At 72.3% G+C, this 21,444-nt stretch carries 12 protein-coding genes; 2 read left to right on the top strand and 10 right to left on the bottom strand.

All coding sequences use genetic code 11. The annotated features are described in order from the left end of the window. Positions 1-48: 48 nt before the first annotated feature. From glgB to AB0A97_RS08245, 4 genes are all read right to left on the bottom strand, one after another. Positions 49-2,646: a 1,4-alpha-glucan branching enzyme gene (gene glgB / locus AB0A97_RS08260; protein ID WP_361146243.1), complete on the bottom strand. Its 2,598-nt coding sequence runs from the start codon at positions 2,644-2,646 to the stop codon at positions 49-51. Positions 2,647-2,798: 152 nt separating this feature from the next. Next, on the bottom strand, positions 2,799-4,370 hold the full coding sequence (locus AB0A97_RS08255; RefSeq protein WP_361146240.1) for a maltokinase: 1,572 nt from the start codon (positions 4,368-4,370) through the stop codon (positions 2,799-2,801). Positions 4,371-4,652: 282 nt separating this feature from the next. Continuing rightward, entirely contained in the window at positions 4,653-6,353 is a 1,701-nt protein-coding gene (gene treS / locus AB0A97_RS08250; protein ID WP_361146237.1) for a maltose alpha-D-glucosyltransferase, read from the bottom strand. Next, positions 6,350-8,353 (bottom strand): alpha-1,4-glucan--maltose-1-phosphate maltosyltransferase, encoded by a 2,004-nt coding sequence (locus tag AB0A97_RS08245; RefSeq protein ID WP_361146234.1) that lies wholly within the window; start codon positions 8,351-8,353, stop codon positions 6,350-6,352. The genes treS and AB0A97_RS08245 overlap by 4 nt, the downstream gene beginning before the upstream one ends. Positions 8,354-9,400: 1,047 nt before the next feature. Here AB0A97_RS08245 and glgP point away from each other — a divergent pair. After that, positions 9,401-12,118 carry an alpha-glucan family phosphorylase gene (gene glgP, locus AB0A97_RS08240; RefSeq protein WP_361146232.1) on the top strand — a complete coding sequence of 906 codons (2,718 nt, stop codon included), beginning with the start codon at positions 9,401-9,403 and terminating at the stop codon, positions 12,116-12,118. Between the two features lie 69 nt (positions 12,119-12,187). Here glgP and AB0A97_RS08235 read toward each other — a convergent pair whose 3' ends face one another. Continuing rightward, entirely contained in the window at positions 12,188-12,475 is a 288-nt protein-coding gene (locus tag AB0A97_RS08235) for an antibiotic biosynthesis monooxygenase (RefSeq protein ID WP_361146229.1), read from the bottom strand. Positions 12,476-12,571: 96 nt separating this feature from the next. After that, positions 12,572-13,549, bottom strand: coding sequence for a helix-turn-helix domain-containing protein (locus AB0A97_RS08230; protein WP_361146226.1), 978 nt, complete (start codon positions 13,547-13,549; stop codon positions 12,572-12,574). 85 nt (positions 13,550-13,634) lie between these two features. On the opposite strand from AB0A97_RS08230, the gene AB0A97_RS08225 reads away from it, so the two are divergent. After that, on the top strand, positions 13,635-14,567 hold the full coding sequence (locus tag AB0A97_RS08225) for an NADP-dependent oxidoreductase (RefSeq protein ID WP_361147339.1): 933 nt from the start codon (positions 13,635-13,637) through the stop codon (positions 14,565-14,567). A gap of 16 nt (positions 14,568-14,583) precedes the next feature. Here AB0A97_RS08225 and AB0A97_RS08220 read toward each other — a convergent pair whose 3' ends face one another. The 4 genes from AB0A97_RS08220 to AB0A97_RS08205 form a co-directional block, all read right to left on the bottom strand. After that, complete coding sequence (locus AB0A97_RS08220) at positions 14,584-16,200, bottom strand: histidine kinase (protein WP_361146224.1); 1,617 nt, start codon at positions 16,198-16,200, stop codon at positions 14,584-14,586. Between the two features lie 79 nt (positions 16,201-16,279). Further along, complete coding sequence (locus AB0A97_RS08215) at positions 16,280-16,954, bottom strand: response regulator transcription factor (protein WP_361146222.1); 675 nt, start codon at positions 16,952-16,954, stop codon at positions 16,280-16,282. 155 nt (positions 16,955-17,109) lie between these two features. After that, positions 17,110-18,753, bottom strand: a complete 1,644-nt coding sequence (locus tag AB0A97_RS08210) for a M4 family metallopeptidase (RefSeq protein WP_361146219.1) — start codon at positions 18,751-18,753, stop codon at positions 17,110-17,112. 270 nt (positions 18,754-19,023) lie between these two features. Further along, positions 19,024-21,291, bottom strand: a complete 2,268-nt coding sequence (locus tag AB0A97_RS08205) for a M4 family metallopeptidase (RefSeq protein ID WP_361146216.1) — start codon at positions 21,289-21,291, stop codon at positions 19,024-19,026. Positions 21,292-21,444: the final 153 nt, after the last annotated feature.

The raw sequence follows: 21,444 nt of genomic DNA, 5'->3' as shown, positions 1-21,444 counted from the left end.
GGCCGGGGCACCGGCCCCGGCACCGGCCCGTGAAGTGCCCCGGCCTCCTCACACCGGCCGCAGCCAGAGCGTCGCCAGCGGCGGCAGCACCGGTGTGATCGACGCCGGCCGCCCGTGCCACGGCACCGACGCGTCGGGCTTCAGCGGGTCGGGGTTGCCCACCCCGCTCCCGCCGTACCGCACCTCGTCCGTGTTCAGCACCTCCCGCCACGCCGCCACGTCCGCCGGCACCCCGATCGGGTACGCGTGCCGCACCACCGGCGAGAAGTTCGAGACCGCCAGCAGCGGGGTGCCGTCCGTGCCGTACCGCAGGAAGGCGAAGACGTTGTCCTCACTGGCGTCGCCGACGATCCAGGAGAAACCCTCCGGGACGGTGTCCTGCTCCCACAGCGCGGGGGTGTCCGTGTAGCGGCGGTTCAGGTCGCGGACCAGGTCCCGTACGCCCCGGTGGTCGGGCTCGGCGGAGTACGACGGGTCCAGCAGCCACCAGTCGGGGCCGTGACCCTCCGCCCACTCGGCCCCCTGAGCGAACTCCTGCCCCATGAACAGCAGCTGCTTGCCCGGATGGCCCCACATGTACCCGAGGTACGCCCGCTGGGTGGCCCGCTGCTGCCACCAGTCGCCGGGCATCTTGGAGACCAGCGAGCGCTTGCCGTGCACCACCTCGTCGTGCGAGATCGGCAGGACGTAGTTCTCCGAGTACGCGTACACCATCGAGAACGTCATCTCGTTGTGGTGGTACTTGCGGTGCACCGGCTCCTTGCCGACGTAGCCCAGCGAGTCGTGCATCCAGCCCATGTTCCACTTCAGCCCGAAACCCAGCCCGCCGAAGCCGCCGGGCCCCACGTGATGGGTGGCGCGGGTGACGCCGTCCCAGGCGGTGGACTCCTCGGCGACGGTGACGACGCCGGGGCAGCGCCGGTAGACGGTGGCGTTCATCTCCTGGAGGAAGGCCACCGCGTCCAGGTTCTCCCGCCCGCCGTGCACGTTGGGCGTCCACTCGCCGCTCTCCCGGGAGTAGTCGAGGTAGAGCATCGAGGCGACCGCGTCCACCCGCAGCCCGTCGATGTGGAACTCCTCGCACCAGTACACCGCGTTGGCGACCAGGAAGTTGCGCACCTCGGCGCGGCCGTAGTCGAACTCCAGCGTGCCCCAGTCGGGGTGCGCGGCCCGCGCCGGGTCCTCGTGCTCGTACAGCGGCCGCCCGTCGAACTCCGCCAGCGCCCACGCGTCGCGCGGGAAGTGCGCCGGCACCCAGTCCATCAGCACGCCGATCCCGGCCCGGTGCAGCGCGTCGACCAGGTACTTGAAGTCGTCGGGGGTGCCCATCCGGGCGGTCGGCGCGTAGAAGCCGGTGACCTGGTAGCCCCAGGAGCCGCCGAAGGGGTGCTCGGCGACCGGCATCAGCTCGACGTGCGTGAAGCCCAGGTCCTTGACGTAGGCGGGAAGCTGCTGGGCGAGCTGCCGGTACGTGAGCCCGGGGCGCCAGGACGCCAGGTGCACCTCGTAGACGGAGAACGGCGCCGCGTGCACCGGGCGCTCGGCCCGCCGCTCCATCCACGCCGCGTCCTGCCACCGGTGGTGCGAGGCGTGCACGACGGAGGCGTTGGCGGGCGGGCACTCCGTACGGCGGGCCATCGGGTCGGCGCGCAGCGTCTTCGAGCCGTCCGGCCGGGTGATCTCGAACTTGTACAGCTCACCCTCGCCCAGCCCGGGCAGGAACAGCTCCCACACGCCGGACGAGCCGAGCGAGCGCATCGGGAAGCCGGTGCCGTCCCAGTAGTTGAAGTTGCCGACGACGCGCACGCCCCGGGCGTTCGGCGCCCAGACGGTGAAGCGGGTGCCGGTCACCTCCTGGTGCACCATGGGCCAGGCGCCCATCGCCTGCCACAGCTCCTCGTGGCGGCCCTCGCCGAACAGGTACAGGTCCAGTTCGCCGACGGCGGGCAGGAAGCGGTACGGGTCGTGCACGGTCACGTCGTTGTCCTCGTACGAGACCAGCAGCTCGTACTCGGGCACCGCGGACAGCGGCAGCACCCCGCCGAACAGGCCGTCGCCCTCGTCGTGCAGGTCCGCCCGCAGGCCCTTGGCGAGGACGGTGACGGCCTGCGCGTACGGGCGCAGCACGCGGAAGAGCACACCGCCGCGCACCGGGTGCGCGCCGAGCAGCCCGTGCGGGTCGTGATGCGCGCCGGCCAGCAGCCGGTCGCGGTCCTCGGCGCCGAGCGGCGGCGCGGTCCGTACGCCGTGGCTGCCGCCACTGGGCTCCGGGGCGGGGTCGGGCGGCGCGCCGTCGGTCGGCGTACCGGACTGCCTGCCGCCGGGCCGGGCGCGCCGGGCCCGCTCCGGCAGGGGTTCGCCGTGGTCCCGCTGGTGCGGCGGCCGCTCGGCGGACGACGGGGTTTCGGTGCCGGTGGACGTGGCGGTTTCGGCTCCGGTTTCGGCTCCGGTGTCGGTTTCGGCGGCGGAGGGAGCGGAGGGCGAGGCGGCCCCGCCGGGCCCGGCAGGCTCATCACGCCCCGGCAGGAAGGTCGCCGGGACACCGGACCGGCCGGCGGATGCCTCCGGGGGCGCGCCCCGGACGGCCGTGCCACGGGCGGGCGCGGGTTCTTGCGATGGGTGGCGGGACGACGAACGGGCGGTCACGAGAGGAGCCTCCTCGGCCAGATGTCAGCGATCAGGGTTGTCTGTGATGCGGGGGTCTGGTGCGCACCGGGCGCGCGCCCGCGGGACGGACCGGGGCCGCGCACACCGGTGCCGGTGCTCCGTACCGCTCCGGGTGGCCCGCTCCCGCGGTTTCATGCGCGCCCATCGGACCCGTCCAGGTCCGGGCCGGCCCCGGGGTCCGCGCCGGCCGCGTCCCGGGACGCGTGCGTCCTGGCCAGCCGCCGCACCGCGGCCATCGGTACGGGCAGCCAGTTCGGCCGGTGGCGGGCCTCGTACAGCACTTCGTAGACGGCCTTGTCCGTCTCGTACGCCCGCATCAGCTCGGGCGCCGAGCGCGGATCGAGCCCGCCGGCCTCCGCGTACCCGAGGCAGTAGGCGGCCCGGGTACGCCGGGCCCACTCCAGCGACCACGGGTCGCCGCCCGAAGGTCCGCTGCGTGCCGCGTAGTCGAACGAGCGCAGCATGGCCGCCACGTCGCGCACCGCGGGCTGCGGGCGGCGCCGCTCGGCCAGCGGCCGGGACGGCTCGCCCTCGAAGTCGATCAGCGACCAGCGGCCCTCGTCGGCGGTCCGCAGCGTCTGGCCCAGGTGCAGGTCGCCGTGGATGCGCTGGGCGGACCAGGCGCGGCCGTCGTGGCCGAGCGCCGCGAGGTCGTCGAAGGCGGTGCGCAGCCGCGCGCAGTACGGCCGCAGGGCGGGCACCACGCGCGCGGTGGCCACCAGCCGCTCGTTCATCTGGGCGGCGACCGCGTCGAGTTGCGGGCGGCGCAGCTCGGTGGTGGGCAGCGTCTCGGCCAGCGCGGTGTGCACCTCGGCGGTGGCGTGCCCGAGGGCCCGCGCGGAGCTGGTGAAGTCGGCCTGCACGGCGAGCGCGTTCAGGGCGAGCTGCCAGCCGTCGGCGGAGCCGCTCAGGTAGGGCTGGAGCACGCCGAGCGTCACCGGCTCGCCCTCGCCCGCCTCCGGGTCGGTCTCGAACCATGCGGCGGGCGCCGGGACCCGTCCGCACTTGGCGCGGGCCAGCGCCAGCGGCAGTTCCAGGTCGGGGTTGAGGCCGGGCGCGGTGCGCCGGAACACCTTGAGGATGTACGAATCGCCGTAGACCACCGAGGAGTTGGTCTGTTCGGCGGTGACCGGGCGGGCGGGCAGCCCGGAGGAGATGGTGCTGTCGGCCACCCGGCAGAACCGCAGCCCGCCGAGCCGCCCCGGCACCCGCAGCCGCTCCAGCAGGAGGGCGCACAGCCGGTTGTCCAGCAGGGCGTCGTAGACCGTGCGCCCGTGCAGCGGGCCGCCGGCCGGGCGGCCGATCACGGCGGGGGCGAGCTGCGGCGGCAGGGCGCTGTGCACGCCGAGCAGGAGCTGGTAGCAGTCCCCGTTCGCCACCGGGCCCGCGGTCGGCGCGGTGGCCGGCTCGGCCGGGCCCTCCGGTGGCACCGGATGCGGGGCCCCGGGGGGTGCCGCCGACTGCTGAGCCCGTACGAGCAGGTGCAGCAGCCCCGGTGTGGCGCCACCCGCCGCGCACGGCAGCAACTCGGTCGCCGACACCAGCTCGAAGCCCGTGATCGGCCGCCCTTTGCCGGCGAACCACCGCTGCCGCGGCAGCCATTCGCTGAGCAGGGGGACGAGCGAGGACAACAGCGCGGGCGCGGTGGTCGAGAGGCGGTCATGCGAACTGCGGATGGCACGGGTCGAGGCGGTCTCCGACATGGCGTCGCGTCCTTTCCCCGGGCACACGACAGATAGGGCAGAGTGTCCCGGAATGCGGCCTTGACTGTGCGGCGGTGCGGGACGTGTCGGGTGAGGATCGTCCGTACGGCAGCGGCGTCCGTGGGGATTACCCCTGACACCGGGGTTTCGGCGCTGGCTCACCCGGCCCGTGCGGTAGTAGGGAGACTGCCCGTGGGGGCGGTCGGAAAACGCCCGTACCCGTATCGCGGGCGGATACGGGCGGCGGTTTTCCGCCGCCCTGCACGTGCGCCGGTACGGTCCCTAGACCGCCCCCCTCCGCAGCCGGAACCAATAGAAGCCGTGACCCGCCAGGGTCAGCAGATAGGGCCATTCGCCGATGGGCGGGAAACGGACGCCGCCGATCAGCTCGACCGGATGCCGCCCGTTGAATGTACGCAGATCCAGTTCGGTGGGCTGCGCGAAACGCGAGAAATTGTGCACGCAGAGCACCAGGTCGTCCTGGTATTCGCGCAGGAAGGCCAGCACCGCGGGGTTGGACGAGGGGAGTTCGGTGTAGGTGCCGAGGCCGAAGGCCGGGTTCTGCTTCCGGATCTCGATCATGCGTCGGGTCCAGTGGAGCAGCGACGACGGCGAGGACATCGACGCCTCGACGTTGGTGACCTGATAGCCGTAGACCGGGTCCATGATGGTCGGCAGGAAGAGCCGGCCGGGGTCGCAGGAGGAGAAACCGGCGTTCCGGTCGGGCGTCCACTGCATCGGTGTGCGGACCGCGTCCCGGTCGCCCAGCCAGATGTTGTCGCCCATGCCGACCTCGTCGCCGTAATACAGGATCGGCGAGCCCGGCAGGGACAGCAGCAGGGCGGTGAACAGCTCGATCTGGTTGCGGTCGTTGTCGAGCAGCGGGGCCAGTCGGCGGCGGATGCCGATATTGGCCCGCATGCGCGGGTCCTTGGCATATTCCGCGTACATATAGTCACGCTCTTCGTCCGTGACCATTTCGAGCGTCAGCTCGTCGTGGTTGCGCAGGAAGATGCCCCACTGGCAGTTGGCCGGAATCTCCGGGGTCTTGGCCAGGATTTCCGAGACCGGGTAGCGCGATTCCCGGCGGACCGCCATGAAGATGCGTGGCATGACCGGGAAATGGAACGCCATGTGGCATTCGTCCCCGCCCTTGGAGTAGTCGCCGAAATAGTCGACGACGTCCTCCGGCCACTGGTTGGCCTCGGCCAGCAGCACGGTGTCGGGGTAATGCGCGTCGATCTCCGCCCGTACGTGCTTGAGGAAGGCGTGCGAGGCGGGCAGGTTCTCGCAGTTGGTGCCCTCCTCGGCGTACAGGTACGGGACGGCGTCCAGCCGGAACCCGTCGATGCCCAGGTCGAGCCAGAAGCGCAGGGCGGACAGCATCTCCTCCTGCACGGCCGGGTTCTCGTAGTTCAGGTCCGGCTGGTGGGAGAAGAAGCGGTGCCAGAAGTACTGCTTGCGCACCGGGTCGAAGGTCCAGTTGGACGCCTCGGTGTCGACGAAGATGATGCGCGCGTCCTGGTACTGCTTGTCGTCGTCGGCCCAGACGTAGTAATCGCCGTACGGGCCCTCCGGGTCGGTGCGCGACTCCTGGAACCACGGGTGCTGGTCGCTGGTGTGGTTCATGACGAAGTCGATGATCACCCGCATCCCGCGCTGGTGCGCGGCGTCCACGAACTCCACGAAGTCGGCCAGGTCGCCGAATTCCGGGAGCACGGCCGTGTAGTCCGAGACGTCGTAACCACCGTCCCGCAGCGGCGACTTGAAGAACGGCGGCAGCCACAGACAGTCCACGCCCAGCCACTGGAGATAGTCCAGTTTGGCCGTGATGCCCTTGAGGTCGCCGACCCCGTCACCGTTGCTGTCCTGGAAGGAACGCACCAGGACCTCGTAGAAGACGGCCCGTTTGAACCAGTCGGGATCGCGGTCCTTGGCCGGCGTGTCCTCGAACTTGTCGGGGACGGGCTCGTTGACGATCAATTGGGTGACCCTCCGATCGGTGAGGACGGTCGCAGGGAGAACAGGTGCGCGGGCGCCGGAGAGCGGCCCGGGTCGAGGCGCACATAGTTGTCCCTGCCCCAGTGGTAGGTCTCGCCGGTGAGCTCGTCGCGCACCGGGACGGAATCGTGCCAATCGAGGCCGAGTTCCGGCATGTCCAACGACACCGTCGCCTCGTGGGTGTGGTGCGGGTCGAGGTTGACGACGGTGAGCACCGTGTCGGCCCCGGCGCCGTTCCCGGCCCGTTTGGAATAGGCGAGGACGGCGTCGTTGTCGGCGTGGTGGAAATGGAGGTCGCGCAGCTGCTGGAGTGCCGGGTGGCGGCGTCGCAAGCGGTTCAGCGTGGTGATGAGAGGTGCGATCGTACGTCCCTCGCGCGCCGCTGTCTCCCAGTCCCGGGGCCTGAGTTGGTACTTCTCGGAATCCAGGTACTCCTCGCTGCCACTTCGTACCGGTGTCGACTCGCACAGCTCGAATCCGGCGTAGACGCCCCACGACGGGGAGAGGGTGGCGGCCAGTACGGCACGCACCTCGAACGCGGGCCGCCCGCCGTCCTGCAGATAGGCGTGGAGGATGTCCGGCGTATTGACGAAAAAATTCGGCCGCATGTACGAGGATGATTCCCGCGACAGTTCGGTGAGGTACTCGATGAGCTCGTGCTTGCCGTTGCGCCAGGTGAAATAGGTGTACGACTGCTGGAACCCGATCTGCGCCAGGGTGCGCATCATCGCAGGCCGGGTGAACGCCTCGGCCAGGAAGACGACGTCCGGATCCGTGCGGTTGACGTCGGCGATGACCTTCTCCCAGAAGAGCACCGGCTTGGTGTGCGGATTGTCGACCCGGAAGATGCGCACCCCGCGCTCCATCCAGAAGCGCAGCAGCCGTTCCGTCTCCCGCACCAGGCCGTTCAGGTCCGCGTCGAACGCCAGCGGGTAGATGTCCTGGTACTTCTTCGGCGGGTTCTCGGCGTAGGCGATGGAGCCGTCCGCCCGGTGGTGGAACCACTCGGGGTGCTCGGTGACCCAGGGGTGGTCCGGCGAGCACTGGAGGGCGAAGTCCAGCGCCACCTCCATGCGCAGGTCGTGTGCCGTACGGACGAAGTGCGCGAAGTCCTCGAAGGTGCCGAGGTCCGGGTGCAGCGCGTCGTGACCGCCCTCGGGTGAGCCGATGGCCCACGGCGACCCCACGTCGTGCGGGCCCGCGGAGAGCGCGTTGTTGGGGCCCTTGCGGTAGGAGGCGCCGATGGGGTGCACGGGCGGCAGATAGACCACGTCGAACCCCATGGCCGCGACCGCCGGCAGCCGTTCGGCGGCCGTCCGGAACGTGCCGCTGACCGGTGCCGCGCCCTTGCGCACCACCGCGCCCTCCGAACGCGGGAACAGCTCGTACCACGACCCGAACAGGGCCCGGCGGCGCTCGACCAGCAGCGGCACCGTCCGCGAGGCGGTGACCAGTTCGCGCAGCGGGTGGCGGGCGAGCGCGGCGGTGACCTCGGGGGCGAGCGCGGCGGCGAGCCGGGTGGCGGCGGGCAACTGCGGGTCGCGCAGGGCGTCCGCGGCGGCCAGCACCGCTTCCCGGCCGTCTCTCTTGGGCACCCCCTCGGCGGCGCGTTCGTGCAGCGCGGCGCCCTCGGCGAGGACCAGTTCGGTGTCGATGCCGGCCGGGATCTTGATGCCGGCGTGGTGGCGCCAGGTGCCGACCGGGTCCGACCAGCCCTCGACGCCGTACGTCCACCGGCCCTCCACGTCCGGGGTGACCTCGGCGCCCCAGCGGTCCGTACCGGGCGCCAGTTCACGCATCGGCGTCCAGGGGCCGGGACGGCCCAGCGGATCGCGCAGGACGACGTTGGCGGCGACCGCGTCATGGCCCTCACGGAAGACGGTGGCCGAGATCTCGAAGGTCTCGCCGACCACCGCTTTCGCCGGGCGACGGCCGCAGTCGATCAGCGGATGGAGGTCCAGCACGGGGATGCGGCCGATCATGGGGTCACCTGAAGGTTGGGAGGTGTTACCGGATTCTGTCCTTTCTATCGTTTTTGTGACGGATGGACGGGCTGCGGGCATGGGCTCTCCTGTCCGCTTTCACTCGGTTGGCGGATGGGGGGCGGGGCGGGAAGCCGTGCGGCGCGCCGGGGCGCAAGAGCGGTACCGCACAAGCCTTCCCGTGCCGCGCGGGCGGGCAATCCGGCCGTCCGCGCACTACCGGCACGTAACCGCGGAACGGAATATGACCGGGGCTCCGGACGGGTACGCGCGGCGGCGCGCACGCTCCCGGGCGCCCGGCTCCCGCCCCGCCCGCACGCGCTACGGGGTCTTACGGTGCGGTGCCGTTCCGCACTCATCGGCCGTCGCTGACCTGCAACGACGCGGTCGGCGAGCCGGTGCTCGCCGCAGTGGTCCGTTGCCCGGCCGCCGCGGCGGCCGGCACGTTCCGCACCTCCTTCGGTCCGGCCCGCCGGTGGGGCGGCAGATGGAGCGCAGCCGTGCCGGCTGCGTGCGGTGCGGCCGTGGACGTGCCGCGGCGGGGCCGTACCGCAGTGTCTCCCGAGTTCCACGCCGACGTGATGTCCACACCCCGGCGCGAACAGGGAGACGCCGAACGCCAGTTGGGGCATGCCGCCCGCCGGAGTCCCGGCGCATATGCCTGGCATCGGTCCCGCCCCCCTCCTCAACTCGGGCCGAGGCCGTCGGAGTCGCGGGTGGTGGGGGCGGGTGCCGCACCCGGGCCGGCGGCGCCACCCGGCAGCCTTTCGCCCGGCGCGGACTCGAACAAGAGTGCGCGGGGGTGGGGAACCGGCCATATCGGCCGCGCGGTGCGGTGGGAGAGCGGGGGAGGGGCGGGCCGGATTCCGCCGTCCTGGTGCGCCGCGCCGCGCTCCCGAGTGGCCGGAAGGCGCCCTGCGGGTGACCGGCTCGGCCGAACGGGTGACGGGCCAAGAAGCGTACCGATCATGGCAGTTGGCGTCCGGATCCGACCGGATTCCGGGCTACCGGGCGAATCGGGCGGCGGTGCGCCGCTACCGTCGTAGCGTGAAGGCCATTCGTCGGTTCACCGTGCGCCCCGTCCTCCCGGAGCCCCTGCGACCCCTCAGCGACCTGGCGCGCAATCTGCGCTGGTCCTGGCACCCCGAGACCCGCGAACTGTTCCACGCCATAGCCCCCGCCGGCCGGCGCCGGGCGGGACTGGACCCCGTACGGCTGCTGGGCACCGTCTCCGCCGAGCGGCTCGCGGAGCTGGCCGGGGACCGCAGGTTCCTGCGCCGGCTCGGCGCGGCCGCCGACGACCTGCAGGACTACCTCTCCGGTCAGCGCTGGTACCAGAGCGTCCAGCAGGGTGGCCGGGACGGCCGGCTGCCCGAGGCCGTCGCCTACTTCTCGCCGGAGTTCGGCATCACCGCCGCGCTGCCGCAGTACTCGGGCGGCCTGGGCATCCTCGCCGGCGACCACCTCAAGGCGGCCAGCGACCTCGGCGTACCGCTCATCGGGGTGGGGCTGCTCTACCGGCACGGCTACTTCCGCCAGTCGCTCTCCCGTGAGGGCTGGCAGCAGGAGCACTACCCGGTGCTGGACCCCAACGAGCTGCCGCTGGACCTGCTGCGGGAGGCCGACGGGACACCCGCCCAGGTCGCCCTCGCGCTGCCCGGCGGGCGGCAGCTCCGGTCGGTCGTCTGGGTGGCGCGGGTCGGCCGCGTGCCGCTGCTGCTCCTGGACTCCGACGTGGAGGAGAACGGGCCGGGCGAGCGGGACGTGACCGACCGGCTGTACGGCGGGGGCAGCGAGCACCGCCTGTTGCAGGAGATGCTGCTGGGGATCGGCGGGGTACGGGCCGTACGGACGTACTGCCGGCTCACCGGTCACGCCGCGCCCGAGGTGTTCCACACGAACGAGGGACACGCGGGCTTCCTCGGTCTGGAGCGCATCCGCGAGCTGGCGGAGGCCGGCCGCGAGGGCGGCCCCGGCGAGGCGGGCGGACCGGTCGGGCTGGACTTCGACGGCGCCCTGGAGACCGTACGCGCCGGTACGGTCTTCACCACCCACACCCCCGTCCCCGCGGGCATCGACCGCTTCGACCGCGAACTGGTCGCCCGGCACTTCGGCGAGGCGGCGGAACTGCCCGGCATCGACGTCGAGCGCATCCTCGCGCTCGGCCTGGAGACCTACCCCGGCGGCGAGCCCAACTGCTTCAACATGGCGGTGATGGGACTGCGGCTGGCCCAGCGCGCCAACGGCGTCTCCACCCTGCACGGCCGTGTCAGCCGGGAGATGTTCGCCGGGCTGTGGCCGGGCTTCGACCCGGAGGACGTACCGATCACATCGGTCACCAACGGGGTGCACGCGCCCACCTGGGTGGCGCCCGAGGTCTTCCGGCTGGGCGCCCGCCAGATCGGGGCCGGCCGGACCGAGGACGCGCTGTCCGTCGGCGACTCCCGGCGCTGGTCGGCGGTGGCCGACATCCCGGACGCGGACGTCTGGGACCTGCGGCGGGTGCTGCGCGAACAACTCGTCGAGGAAGTACGGCGGCGGCTGCGCGTCTCCTGGCGGCAGCGCGGCGCCGGGGCCGCCGAACTGGGCTGGATCGACGGCGTACTGGACCCGGAGGTGCTCACCATCGGGTTCGCCCGCAGGGTGCCCTCCTACAAGCGGCTCACCCTGATGCTGCGCGACCGCGACCGCCTGATGGACCTGCTGCTGCACCCCGAGCGGCCGGTCCAGATCGTGGTGGCGGGCAAGGCCCACCCGGCCGACGACGGCGGCAAGCGCCTCGTACAGGAACTGGTCCGCTTCGCCGACGACCCGCGCGTACGGCAGCGGCTGGTCTTCCTGCCCGACTACGGCATGGCCATGGCGCAGAAGCTCTACCCCGGCTGCGACGTCTGGCTCAACAACCCGCTCCGCCCGCTGGAGGCGTGCGGCACCTCCGGCATGAAGGCGGCGCTCAACGGCTGCCTGAACCTCTCCGTCCTGGACGGCTGGTGGGACGAGTGGTACGAGCCGGACTTCGGCTGGTCCATCCCGACGGCCGACGGCCACGCCACCGACGAGAACCGGCGCGACGAACTGGAGGCCAACGCCCTGTACGAGCTGCTGGAGCAGCGGGTCGCGCCGCGTTTCTACGACCGCGACGAGGCCGGGGTCCCGCAGCGCTGGGTCGAGATGGTCCGGCAGACCCTGGTCAACCTGGGGCCGAAGGTGCTGGCGGGCCGCATGGTGCGCGAGTACGTGGAGCGGCTGTACGCGCCCGCCGCCCGCTCCCAGCGCGCGCTGACCCCGCAGGCCGCGACCGAACTGGCCGCCTGGAAGACCCGGGTACGGGCCGCGTGGCCGCGGGTCGCGGTGGACCACGTGGAGACCGGGGCCCTGGTGGTGGACCGCGCGGAGCCCGCCGGAGTGCCGGGCGCCCCGCCCAACGGCAGCGCCGAACTGGGCGCCACCCTGGCACTGCGGGTCCGCGTCGCCCTCGGCGACCTCGCCCCGGACGACGTGGAGGTCCAGGTCGTCTCGGGCCGGGTGGACGAGTCCGACCGGATCACGGACGCCACGACCGTGCCGCTCAAACCGACCGGCGGCCCCGACCTGGAGGGCCGCTGGCTCTACGAGGGTCCGCTCGCCCTCGACCGCACCGGCTCCTTCGGCTACACGGTCCGCGTCCTCCCGGCCCACCGGCTGCTGGTCACCGCCGCCGAGATGGGGCTGTTGGCGGTGCCGTCGGAAGCGACGGGGGAGGAGGCCGGGGTACTGATGCGCTGAAGGGCGGGCGTCCCCCTGTAGGCGGCCGGGGCTTCGCACGTACGGCGTGCGGTGCCCCGGCCGCTCCGGTCAGCGGGACAGCAGGAAGTGGACCTGGCGGGGCCGGACCTCCAGGTCGCTCAGGCCCTCGGGCGTCGCGCCCAGCTCGCGGGCGACCTCGGCCGCCGCGCGGAAGGTCTCCTCGGACGCGAAGGCGCCGGTGGTGACGACGGCTTCGCCGTCCGGCGTGACCCAGACCCCGACGGACAGGAAGCCCGGCTGCGACCGCGCCGCCTCGGCGACCTGGTGGCACTGGCCGACGAACTCCTCGACGTGCTCGGGGGCCGGGTAGTGGAAGGCGACGAAACCGAATGCCATGACGGTGTCCCTTTCCTGGGGTACGTCTCCGTACAGGCCGAAGCTAGACCGGCCGCGCGGCTCCGTACAGCCGTCCGTCGTGCGTGACGTGCGGAATCAGCCCGCGCGGACCGCCGGCCGGTCCTCCGCCGCGCGCGGAGCCCGGAACGTACGCCGGTACGCCTGCGGCGAGACGCCGATCGCGGCGTGCAGGTGCTGGCGCAGGGACGCGCCGCCGGCGAAGCCGACCCGGCCGGCGACCAGGTCCACCGGCAGGTCGCTGGTCTCCAGCAGTTGGCGGGCGCGCAGCAGGCGCTGCTGGATGAGCCACCGGCCGGGGCTCAGACCGGTCTCGTCGCGGAAGCGGCGGTTGAAGGTGCGCAGGCTCATCCCGGCGTGCTGGGCCAGCCGGGTCAGCGTCAGCGGTTCGTCCAGGTGCTCCAGGGCCCACTGCTGGGTGGCCGCGGTGCCGGTCGCGGTCGGCGCGGGCACCGGCTGCTCGACGTACTGGGCCTGGCCGCCGTCACGGAACGGCGGCATGACACAGGCGCGGGCCGCGTGGTTGGCGACCGCGCCGCCGTGGTCGGCGCGCACGATGTGCAGGCAGACGTCGATGCCGGACGCGGCGCCGGACGAGGTGAGGACGTCCCCGTCGTCGACGAAGAGCACGTCGGGGGTGAGCCTGACCTGCGGATACAGGCGGCGGAAGTGGTCGCTGAGCTGCCAGTGGGTGGTGGCCGGGCGGCCGTCCAGCAGCCCGGCGGCGGCCAGCACGTACGCGCCGGTGCAGATGGAGACGAGGCGCGTACCGGGCCGGATCGTCGCCAGTGCGGCCCGCACCGGTTCGGACAGCCCGGTGGGGACGCGGTCCGGGGCGATGGACGGGATCACCACGGTGCCGGCGGTGCGCAGGATCTCGGGGCCGTGCTCCACCACGACCGAGAAGTCGGCGCCGCTGCGCACCGGGCGCCCGTCGGCCGAGCAGGTCAGGACCTCGTACCGGCCGTCGGCGGCATGGAAGACCCGGGCGGGGATGCCCAGTTCGAAGGGGTAGACGCCGTCCAGGGCCAGGACCACCACACGATGAGGCTGCATGGCACGATCCTATCGAATGATGGCCATCGTGCCATTGTCGCACCCGTCGGGCCCGGTGATGCTGGACGGCATGAGCGAACACACCATGCGTGCCATCAGCCAGGACGTCACCGGCGGACCCGAGGTCCTGAAGGAGACCGAACTGCCGCGGCCCGAACCGGGCGTCGGCCAGATACTGATCGCGGTCCGTGCCGCCGGGGTCAACCCCACCGACTGGAAGCACCGCGCGGACGGCCTCTTCGTCCGGACGCTGCCGCGCGTCCTGGGCTGGGACGTGTCCGGCGTCGTCGTGGCGGTCGGTATGGGGGTCACCCTGCACCAGCCGGGCGACGAGGTCTTCGGCATGGTCCCGTACCCGTACGGCGTCGGTACCCACGCCGAGTACGTCACCGGCCCCGCGCGGGCCTTCGTGCCCAAGCCCGCCGCCCTCGACCACGTCCAGGCGGGCGCCCTGCCGCTGGCCGCGCTCACCGCGTACCAGGCGCTGGTGGACACCGCGGACGTACAGCCCGGACAGCGCGTCCTGATCCACGCGGCGGCGGGCGGGGTCGGCCACCTCGCCGTACAGATCGCCAAGGCCAGGGGCGCCCACGTGATCGGCACGGCCAGCGCCGCCAAGCACGACTTCCTGCGCTCCCTCGGCGCCGACGAGGTGATCGACTACCGGGAGACCGACTTCGCCGAGGCCGCCGGTCCGGTCGACGTCGTCCTGGACACCATCGGCGGCGACACCCTCACCCGCTCCCTGGGCGTGGTGCGCGAGGGCGGCACCGTCGTCTCGATCCTCGCCCGCAGCGCTCCGGAGGACACCGCGAAGGCCGCGGAGCGCGGGGTCCGCCTCGCGCTGCTGATCGTCGAGGCCGACCAGGCGGGCATGCGCGAGATCGCCGCCCTGGCCGGGTCCGGCGCGCTGCGGGCGCACATCGCCGCGACGTTCCCGCTGGAGCAGGCCGCGAAGGCGCACGAGATGGGCGAGAGCGGCCGCACCCAGGGAAAGATCGTGCTTGAGGTGAAGTGACGACGCAGCGGCCCGCTCAGCCGGGCGGCGGCCGGTCCCGGCGGTGGACGACGCCCTTGGACGCCAGCCGGCCGTCCGCGAAGCAGAGCTGGTAGGCCACGGCTTCCGCGTACGGGCGGGTGTAGTAGTACCGGCACGTGTGCCCCGGCGGCGGTTCGGGGGTGCCGTCCGGCGGTACGTCCAGGGAGAAGAACGGCAGCCGCGACTCCACCGCCTCCCGGGCGTCACCGGTCCGTATCCGGTCGTACGTCCCGCGGTCCAGGACCGACCAGGACGGGCTGACCAGCGCGAAGATCCCCATGAGCAGCAGCAGCCCGGTGAACAGTGCCGCGGGCACGGTCACCGTCTGCACCAGCCGCCGCCGCACCTGCTGCCGGGCGGACGCCAGTTCCCTCTTTGACCGGCTCCACCGGGCGTGGTCGCCGGGGCCGCGTACCGGTGCCCGGCCGGTCGTCGGCAGCCGGGCCGCGACCTCGAACCCGCCCTCGGGGGTGGGCCCGGCACGCAGTTCACCGCCCGCGAGCCGGACCCGTTCGTCCAGCCCCACCAGACCGCTGCCGCCCGGGCCGGAGTCCGGCACCGGCGCGGTGCCGGGCGGCGGCGAGGCGTTGGTCACCGTCACGTCCAGCCGCCGCCCGTCGCCGGTCAGCCGTACGTCCACCGGCGCGCCCGGCGCGTGCTTGGCGGCGTTGGTCAGCCCCTCCTGCACCACGCGGTACACCGCCCGCCCGGCCATCACCGGCACGGTCCCCTGGCCCGCCTCCACCGCGCCGTCCCGCCGCAGCGAGACGGTGAGGCCGGCGGACCGGGCGCGTTCGACGAGCGCCTCGACGCTGTCGTCCGCGGGCACCCGGGAGGGCGCGGGCCGGTCGTCGGTGCGCAGGACGCCGATGATGTCCCGCAGGTGTTCGGCGGCCGTGCCCGCTGCCGCCCGCAGCTCGCCGACGGCCGCCCGCTGGTCGGGCGCCAGCCGCGGATCGACCTCCAGGGCCCCGGCCCGCAGGGTGAGCAGCGCCAGTTCGTGGCCGAGCGAGTCGTGCATGTCCCCGGCGATGCGGGCCCGTTCGCGCAGCCGGGTACGGTCGGCGACCGCCTGCTGTTCGTGCTCCAGCCGCGCGGCGAGCTGCCAGCCCGAGCGGACCAGTGCCGCGTACTGGCGGCGGTAGCGGCCGAGCAGCCACGGCAGGACGATGTTGAAGAGCAGGGTGAGAACGGCGGTGAACCAGGGCCACATGTTGCGGACGACGACGACGCTCAGCGGCAGGCTGACGGCTGCGACACCCGCGAAGAACCAGAGCGGGGCGCGGGCCCGTTCGAGCCGTACCCCGGCGAGGTACGCCAGGACGGCCAGCGCGGCGGTGTACTCGAACGTGAACAGGTCCCGGGTCGTCGCCAGCCCCAGCGCCACGGGCACGGCGAGTGCCACGAGCGGCCACTTCCGGCTCACCGCCACCGCCCCCGCGAGCAGCGGGACGCCGAGCGCCGCCGTCCACGTCCGTGCCTGCGGCACTCCGTCGAAGGCGGCGGTGAGCGGCACGGCCAGTGCCAGCCAGAGACAGGCGTCCGGCAGCCGGGCCGCCCACCGGGGGCGTTCGGCGGCGGGCGGCGCGCACCGCGTCAGACGAGTGAGCATGTCGTCAGCTTCGCCGATCGGGCCGGTCCGGCGCCCCTGCCGAAAGCAAGGCCCGGTGCGGGAAGCGGCGCCGGCGGGCTCACGCGTCCCGCACCAGCCCCGCCTCGTACGCGAGGATCGCCGCCTGCACCCGGTTCTTCAGGCCCAGCCGGGCCAGGATCGCGCTGACGTACGCCTTGACCGTGCCCTCGACGACGAACAGCCGCCCGGCGATCTCCGCGTTCGACAGTCCCGCGCCCACCAGGGCGAGCACCTCGCGCTCGCGCTCGGTCAGCTCCTCGGTACGGGACCGCGCCGCGGCCGCCTTGCCCAGCGCCACGCCGCCGAACTGGCTGATCACGCGCCGCGCCACGGACGGCGAGAGGTACGCGCCGCCCTCGGCGGCCGCCCGTACGCCGGTGATCAGCTCGCGCGGGTCGCCGGTCTTCAGCAGGAAGCCGCTGGCGCCGGAGCCCAGGGCCCCGGCCACGTACGCGTCCTCGGAGAAGGTCGTCAGCATCATCACCGCCGTCTCCGGCAGCACCCGGTTCAGTTCGGCGGCGGCGCCGAGGCCGTCCAGCCGCGGCATCCGGATGTCCAGCAGGCACACATGGGGGCGGTGCCGCAGCGCCAGTTCCACCGCTTCGCGTCCGTCGGCCGCCTCCGCGACCACCTCGACGCCGGGCGAGGCGGTGAGGATGGCGCGCACCCCGGCCCGGACCATCGCCTCGTCGTCCGCCAGCAGTACCCGAACGGTCGCCCCCACATCGTTCATACGGATCACCCTAGCCATCCGTACGGTGCCGACCGCCGCCGGGCACATGGAAGGGCGGTGTCCGAAGGGAGGTTGGGAGCCTCCGGACACCGCCCGGTCGTGGGGTCACCGCCCCGGGAGGGGCCGGCCGTCGGGGGCCGGCCGGCCGTTCCTCCTTACTTCACCGCGACGCCCGACCACGCGGCCTCGACGCCCTTGACCTCGGCGCCGTCCGCGCCGTACAGGTCGGTGGCCGCCTTGACGGTCGCCTCGCGGGCGCCCTTGTAGTCGGTGTTCGAGGTCATGTACGTGGTCAGGGCCTTGAACCAGATCTTCTCGGCCTTGTCCCGGCCGATGCCCTCGACCTTCTTGCCGTCCGCGGTCGGGCTGTCGTACTTGACACCGCCGATCTCCTTGGCGCCGCTGCCCTCGGACAGCAGGTAGAAGAAGTGGTTGGCGATGCCGGAGGAGTAGTGCACGTCGACGTTGCCGGCGTCCGGGCTCCAACTGTCCAGGGACTGGCCGTCCTTGGAGGGCTTGTCCATGTAGCGCAGCGGCTTGCCGTCACCGGCGATGTCGAGCTTCTCGCCGATGAGGTAGTCGCCGGCGTCCTCCTTGTTCTTGGCGAAGAACTCCACGGAGGTGCCGAAGATGTCCGAGGTGGCCTCGTTCAGGCCGCCGGACTCGCCGCTGTAGGTGAGGTTGGCGGTGGCCGAGGTGACACCGTGGCTCATCTCGTGCGCCGCGACGTCGATCGAGGTGAGCGGCTTCTTGTTGCCCTCGCCGTCTCCGTACGTCATGCAGAAGCAGCTGTCGTCCCAGAACGCGTTGGAGTAGTTCTGGCCGTAGTGGACGCGGGAGGTCGCGCCCTTGCCGTCGCCCTTGATGCCCGAGCGGCCGTGCACGGTCTTGTAGTAGTCCCAGGTGAGCTGGGCACCGTAGGCGGCGTCGACGGCGGCGGTCGCCGGGTCGTCGGCCTTGCCGTTGCCCCACTTGTCGTCCTTGTTGGTGAAGAGCTTGCCCTCGCCGCTCTCACTGCCGCCCAGGTTGAACGTCGAGTGGCCGCCGCGCCCGTCGTCGGTCAGCTCGTAGCCGTCGGCGCCCTTCTTCGTGCCGATCTCGACGGAGCCGCTGTAGGTGCTGGTGCCGGCGCCGTTCTCGATCCCCTGGTACTGGAAGATCTTCTTGCCGGTGTTCGCGTCGGTGATGACGTGCAGTTGGTTGGGCGTGCCGTCCTTCTGGAAGCCGCCGACCACGGTGTCGTACGCGAGGACCGGCTTGCCGGAGGCGGCCCAGACGACCTTCTTGGGCGGCACGGCGGCGGCCTGCTTCGCGCCGAAGGACTTCGCGGTGCCCTGCGCGGCCTGCGCCGCGGCCTTCGGGGCGATCTTCGGGGTGGTGGAGGCGACGGCGATCTTCGCGTTGTTGGCCTTGGTGGTGCTCTTGACCGTACCGCCCTTGGCCCGGTGCACGATCAGGTCGCCGCCGAGGACGGGCAGCCCGGCGAAGGTGCGGTCGTAGCGGGTGTGGGTGGTGCCGTCGGCGTCCTTGACGACGTCCTTGACGACGAGCTTCTCCTGGGCGCTCAGGCCCAGTTCCTCGGCGGCCCGGGCCTTGGTGGCGCTCGCGTCGCGCAGCAGTTCGGCGCGGTGCGAGGCGGTCATCTGGATCGGTGAGGCCGCCGCGGCCCGGGCGGTGGTGTCGGGGCCTGTGGGGGAGGCGCCCGCGGTACCGGCCGTGACGGCCGCGGCTATCAGAGCGCCGGCCGCTGCCAGCGAGATTCCGGTGGTACGCGCCTTACGGGACATGTGGGGGGACACGCGTGTGCTCCTTCGACTTTGCCAGGGGTGGGGGTGCAAAGCGATGCGGGTGGTGCTTGCGGGGGAGACTGCCATTCGAACGCGTGCATGTCAGGAGGGGGCCTGGAAGTTGGCGTGAAATCGTCCGTAGAGCGAACATCACTGTCCGTATGCCGGAGTTGCACGTAAAGAAACGGGCGTCGCCCCTGGTGGGAGCGACGCCCGGTGGAACGGATGCCGGAACTGTCAGGCGGGCAGCGGCGGGTGGCCCGTGCGCGGCCCGCCGTCACCTCAGAAGGTCAGCTTCCAGCTGTTGATGTAGCCGGTGTCCTGCTGGTAGACGTCCCGGACCCGCAGGTTCCAGGTGCCCTCGGCGGCCTCCGAGGAGGCGTTGACGGTGTACGACGCCTTGACGTTCGCCGCCGAGTCGGCCGCGTTGGAGTTCTTCAGCCGGTACGCCGTGCCGTCCGGGGCCACCAGGTCGATCACCAGGTCACCGCGGTAGGTGTGCACGATGTCCACGTCCACCTTCAGGGCGCTCGGCGCGTTGCCCGTCCGGGCCACCTTGACCGGCGAGTCGACCGCGCTGCCCGCGTCCGGGATCTGCACGTCGTCGAGGTTCTCGAAGACGTCACCGCCGGTGGCCGGTTTCACGGTCCAGGTGAAGCTGGTGGTGCCGGTCTTGTTGGCGGAGTCGGTGACGGTGACCGTCACGTTGCCGGTGCCCGCGGTGGTCGGGGTGCCCGAGATCAGCCCGGAGTCCTGGTTGATGCTCAGCCCGGCGGGAAGCCCGGTGGCCGCGTACTTCAGCGCGCCCGCGTTGCCGCTGGTGGCCTTGATCTGCAGGCTGGCGGGCTGGCCGACGGTGCTGGTCTGGCTGCCCGGGTTGGTCACGCTGACGCCGGTGTCCGGCACGCGCTGGCCGACGTTGACCGCCGCCCAGGTGTTGGCGACCGTGTTGTACGTGGCGCTGCCCTGGCCGAACAGCTCGGCGGCGGCGGACAGCGTCGCGGTGCGGGCGGCCGCGTAGTTGGTGTTCGCGCTCATGTACTTGGTCAGCGCGGAGAACCAGATCTTCTCGGCGTTGGACCGGCCGATGCCGGGCACCGGCAGGTTGTCGTAGGTCGGGCTGTCGTAGTGGACGCCGTTGATGTCCTTGGGGCCGCTGCCCTCGGCCAGCAGGTAGAAGAAGTGGTTGGCGACGCCGGAGGAGTAGTGGACGTCGATGCCGCCGATGCCGGAGTACCAGTAGTCCTTGGACCGGCCGTCCTTGCTGGGCTTGTCCATGTAGCGCAGCGGCGTGCCGTTGCCGTTGATGTCGATTTCCTCGCCGATGAGGTAGTCACCGACGTCACTGGGGTTGTTGGCGTTGAACTCGACGGCGGTGGCGAAGATGTCCGAGGTGCCCTCGTTCAGGCCGCCCGGCTCGCCGCTGTAGGTGAGGTTGGCGGTGGCCGCGGTGACGCCGTGGGTCATCTCGTGGGCCGCGACGTCGATGGAGGTCAGCGGCTTGACGTTGCCGGTGCCGTCGCCGTACGTCATGCAGAAGCAGCTGTCCTGCCAGAACGCGTTGACGTAGTTGTTGCCGTAGTGCACCCGGCTGTACGCGCCGACACCGTCGCCCCTGATGCCGCTGCGGCCGTGCACGTTCTTGTAGTAGTCCCAGGTCAGCGCCGCGCCGTAGTGCGCGTCCACGCCCGCGGTCTGGGCGTTCTGCGGGGTGCCGTCACCCCACACGTCGTCCGGGTCGGAGAACAGCGTCCCGGTGCCGGAGGTGCCGCGGTTGAGGTTGTAGGTCTTGTGGTTGCCGCGGGTGGTGTCGGTCAGCGTGTACGAGGGCGCGGTGCCCAGGGTGACCTGGCCGCTGTACATGCTGTTGCCGGTGCCTTCCTGGACACCCTGCCACTCGGACAGCTTCTCGCCGGTGGTCGCGTTCGTGACCACGTGCAGCTCGTTGGGCGTGGTGCCGTCGTCCTGGACGCCGCCGACGACCGTCTCGTACGCGAGGATCGGCTTGCCGTCGGCGACCCAGACCACCTTGCGCGGCTCCCGGGCGTCCGACTTCTTCGCGCCCTGCGCCTTCGACGCCTTGAGCGCCTTCTCCTCCGCGGCGGCCGGCGCGAGCTTCGCGGTGGTGGTCGGCACGTCGAGCTGCGAGCGCACCGCCTTGGTGACGGCGCGCACCTTCCCGCTGGGCGTCTCGTGGACGACCAGGCCGCCGCCGAGCACCGGCAGCCCGGCGTAGGTGCGCTCATAACGGGTGTGCACACTGCCGTTGACGTCCTTGAGGACGTCCTTGACGACCAGCTTCTCCTTGGGGCCGAGCTTGAGCTGCTCCGCGGTCTCGGCGGTGGTGGCCCGGGCCTCCCGCAGCAGTTCCGCACGCTGGGCCGGGGTCAACTTGGCGGGCAGCGCGCCCGGATCGGGCTGCGCGGTGACCTGACCGGGCCGTGGGGCGGCGGCCGTCCCGGCGCCTGCCTGCACGGTCACGGTCAGCATCGCGGCCATGGCGACCACGGCGCCGGTCGCGACGGCGCGCCTATGGGGGGTGCGTCTCACACTGACTCCTTCTGCGGTGGCCGCGACCGGGTGGGTGGGCGGCCGAGGGGGACCGGGCGGCGGAGTGACCGTCCGGGCAGAGCGAGGCAGAACACGTGGAACGTGTGGGGGGAGGCACCAGGTGCGGGTGGTCCGGGCCTTCGAACGTCGGGC

This window comes from Streptomyces sp. NPDC045470 (assembly GCF_040646595.1).
Classification (GTDB): Bacteria; Actinomycetota; Actinomycetes; order Streptomycetales; family Streptomycetaceae; genus Streptomyces.
The sequence above is the reverse complement of the archived record's forward strand: the minus strand, read 5'-3'. Positions and strand labels throughout refer to the sequence as shown.

What these genes read in the sequence shown, in the direction of transcription:
- AB0A97_RS08255 (WP_361146240.1), bottom strand. Translation starts at nt 4,370, where the DNA reads ATGTCGGAGACCGCCTCGACCCGTGCCATCCGCAGTTCGCATGACCGC.
- AB0A97_RS08245 (WP_361146234.1), bottom strand. Translation starts at nt 8,353, where the DNA reads ATGATCGGCCGCATCCCCGTGCTGGACCTCCATCCGCTGATCGACTGC.
- AB0A97_RS08235 (WP_361146229.1), bottom strand. Translation starts at nt 12,475, where the DNA reads ATGGCATTCGGTTTCGTCGCCTTCCACTACCCGGCCCCCGAGCACGTC.
- AB0A97_RS08230 (WP_361146226.1), bottom strand. Translation starts at nt 13,549, where the DNA reads ATGCAGCCTCATCGTGTGGTGGTCCTGGCCCTGGACGGCGTCTACCCC.
- AB0A97_RS08225 (WP_361147339.1), top strand. Translation starts at nt 13,635, where the DNA reads ATGCGTGCCATCAGCCAGGACGTCACCGGCGGACCCGAGGTCCTGAAG.
- AB0A97_RS08220 (WP_361146224.1), bottom strand. Translation starts at nt 16,200, where the DNA reads ATGCTCACTCGTCTGACGCGGTGCGCGCCGCCCGCCGCCGAACGCCCC.
- AB0A97_RS08215 (WP_361146222.1), bottom strand. Translation starts at nt 16,954, where the DNA reads ATGAACGATGTGGGGGCGACCGTTCGGGTACTGCTGGCGGACGACGAG.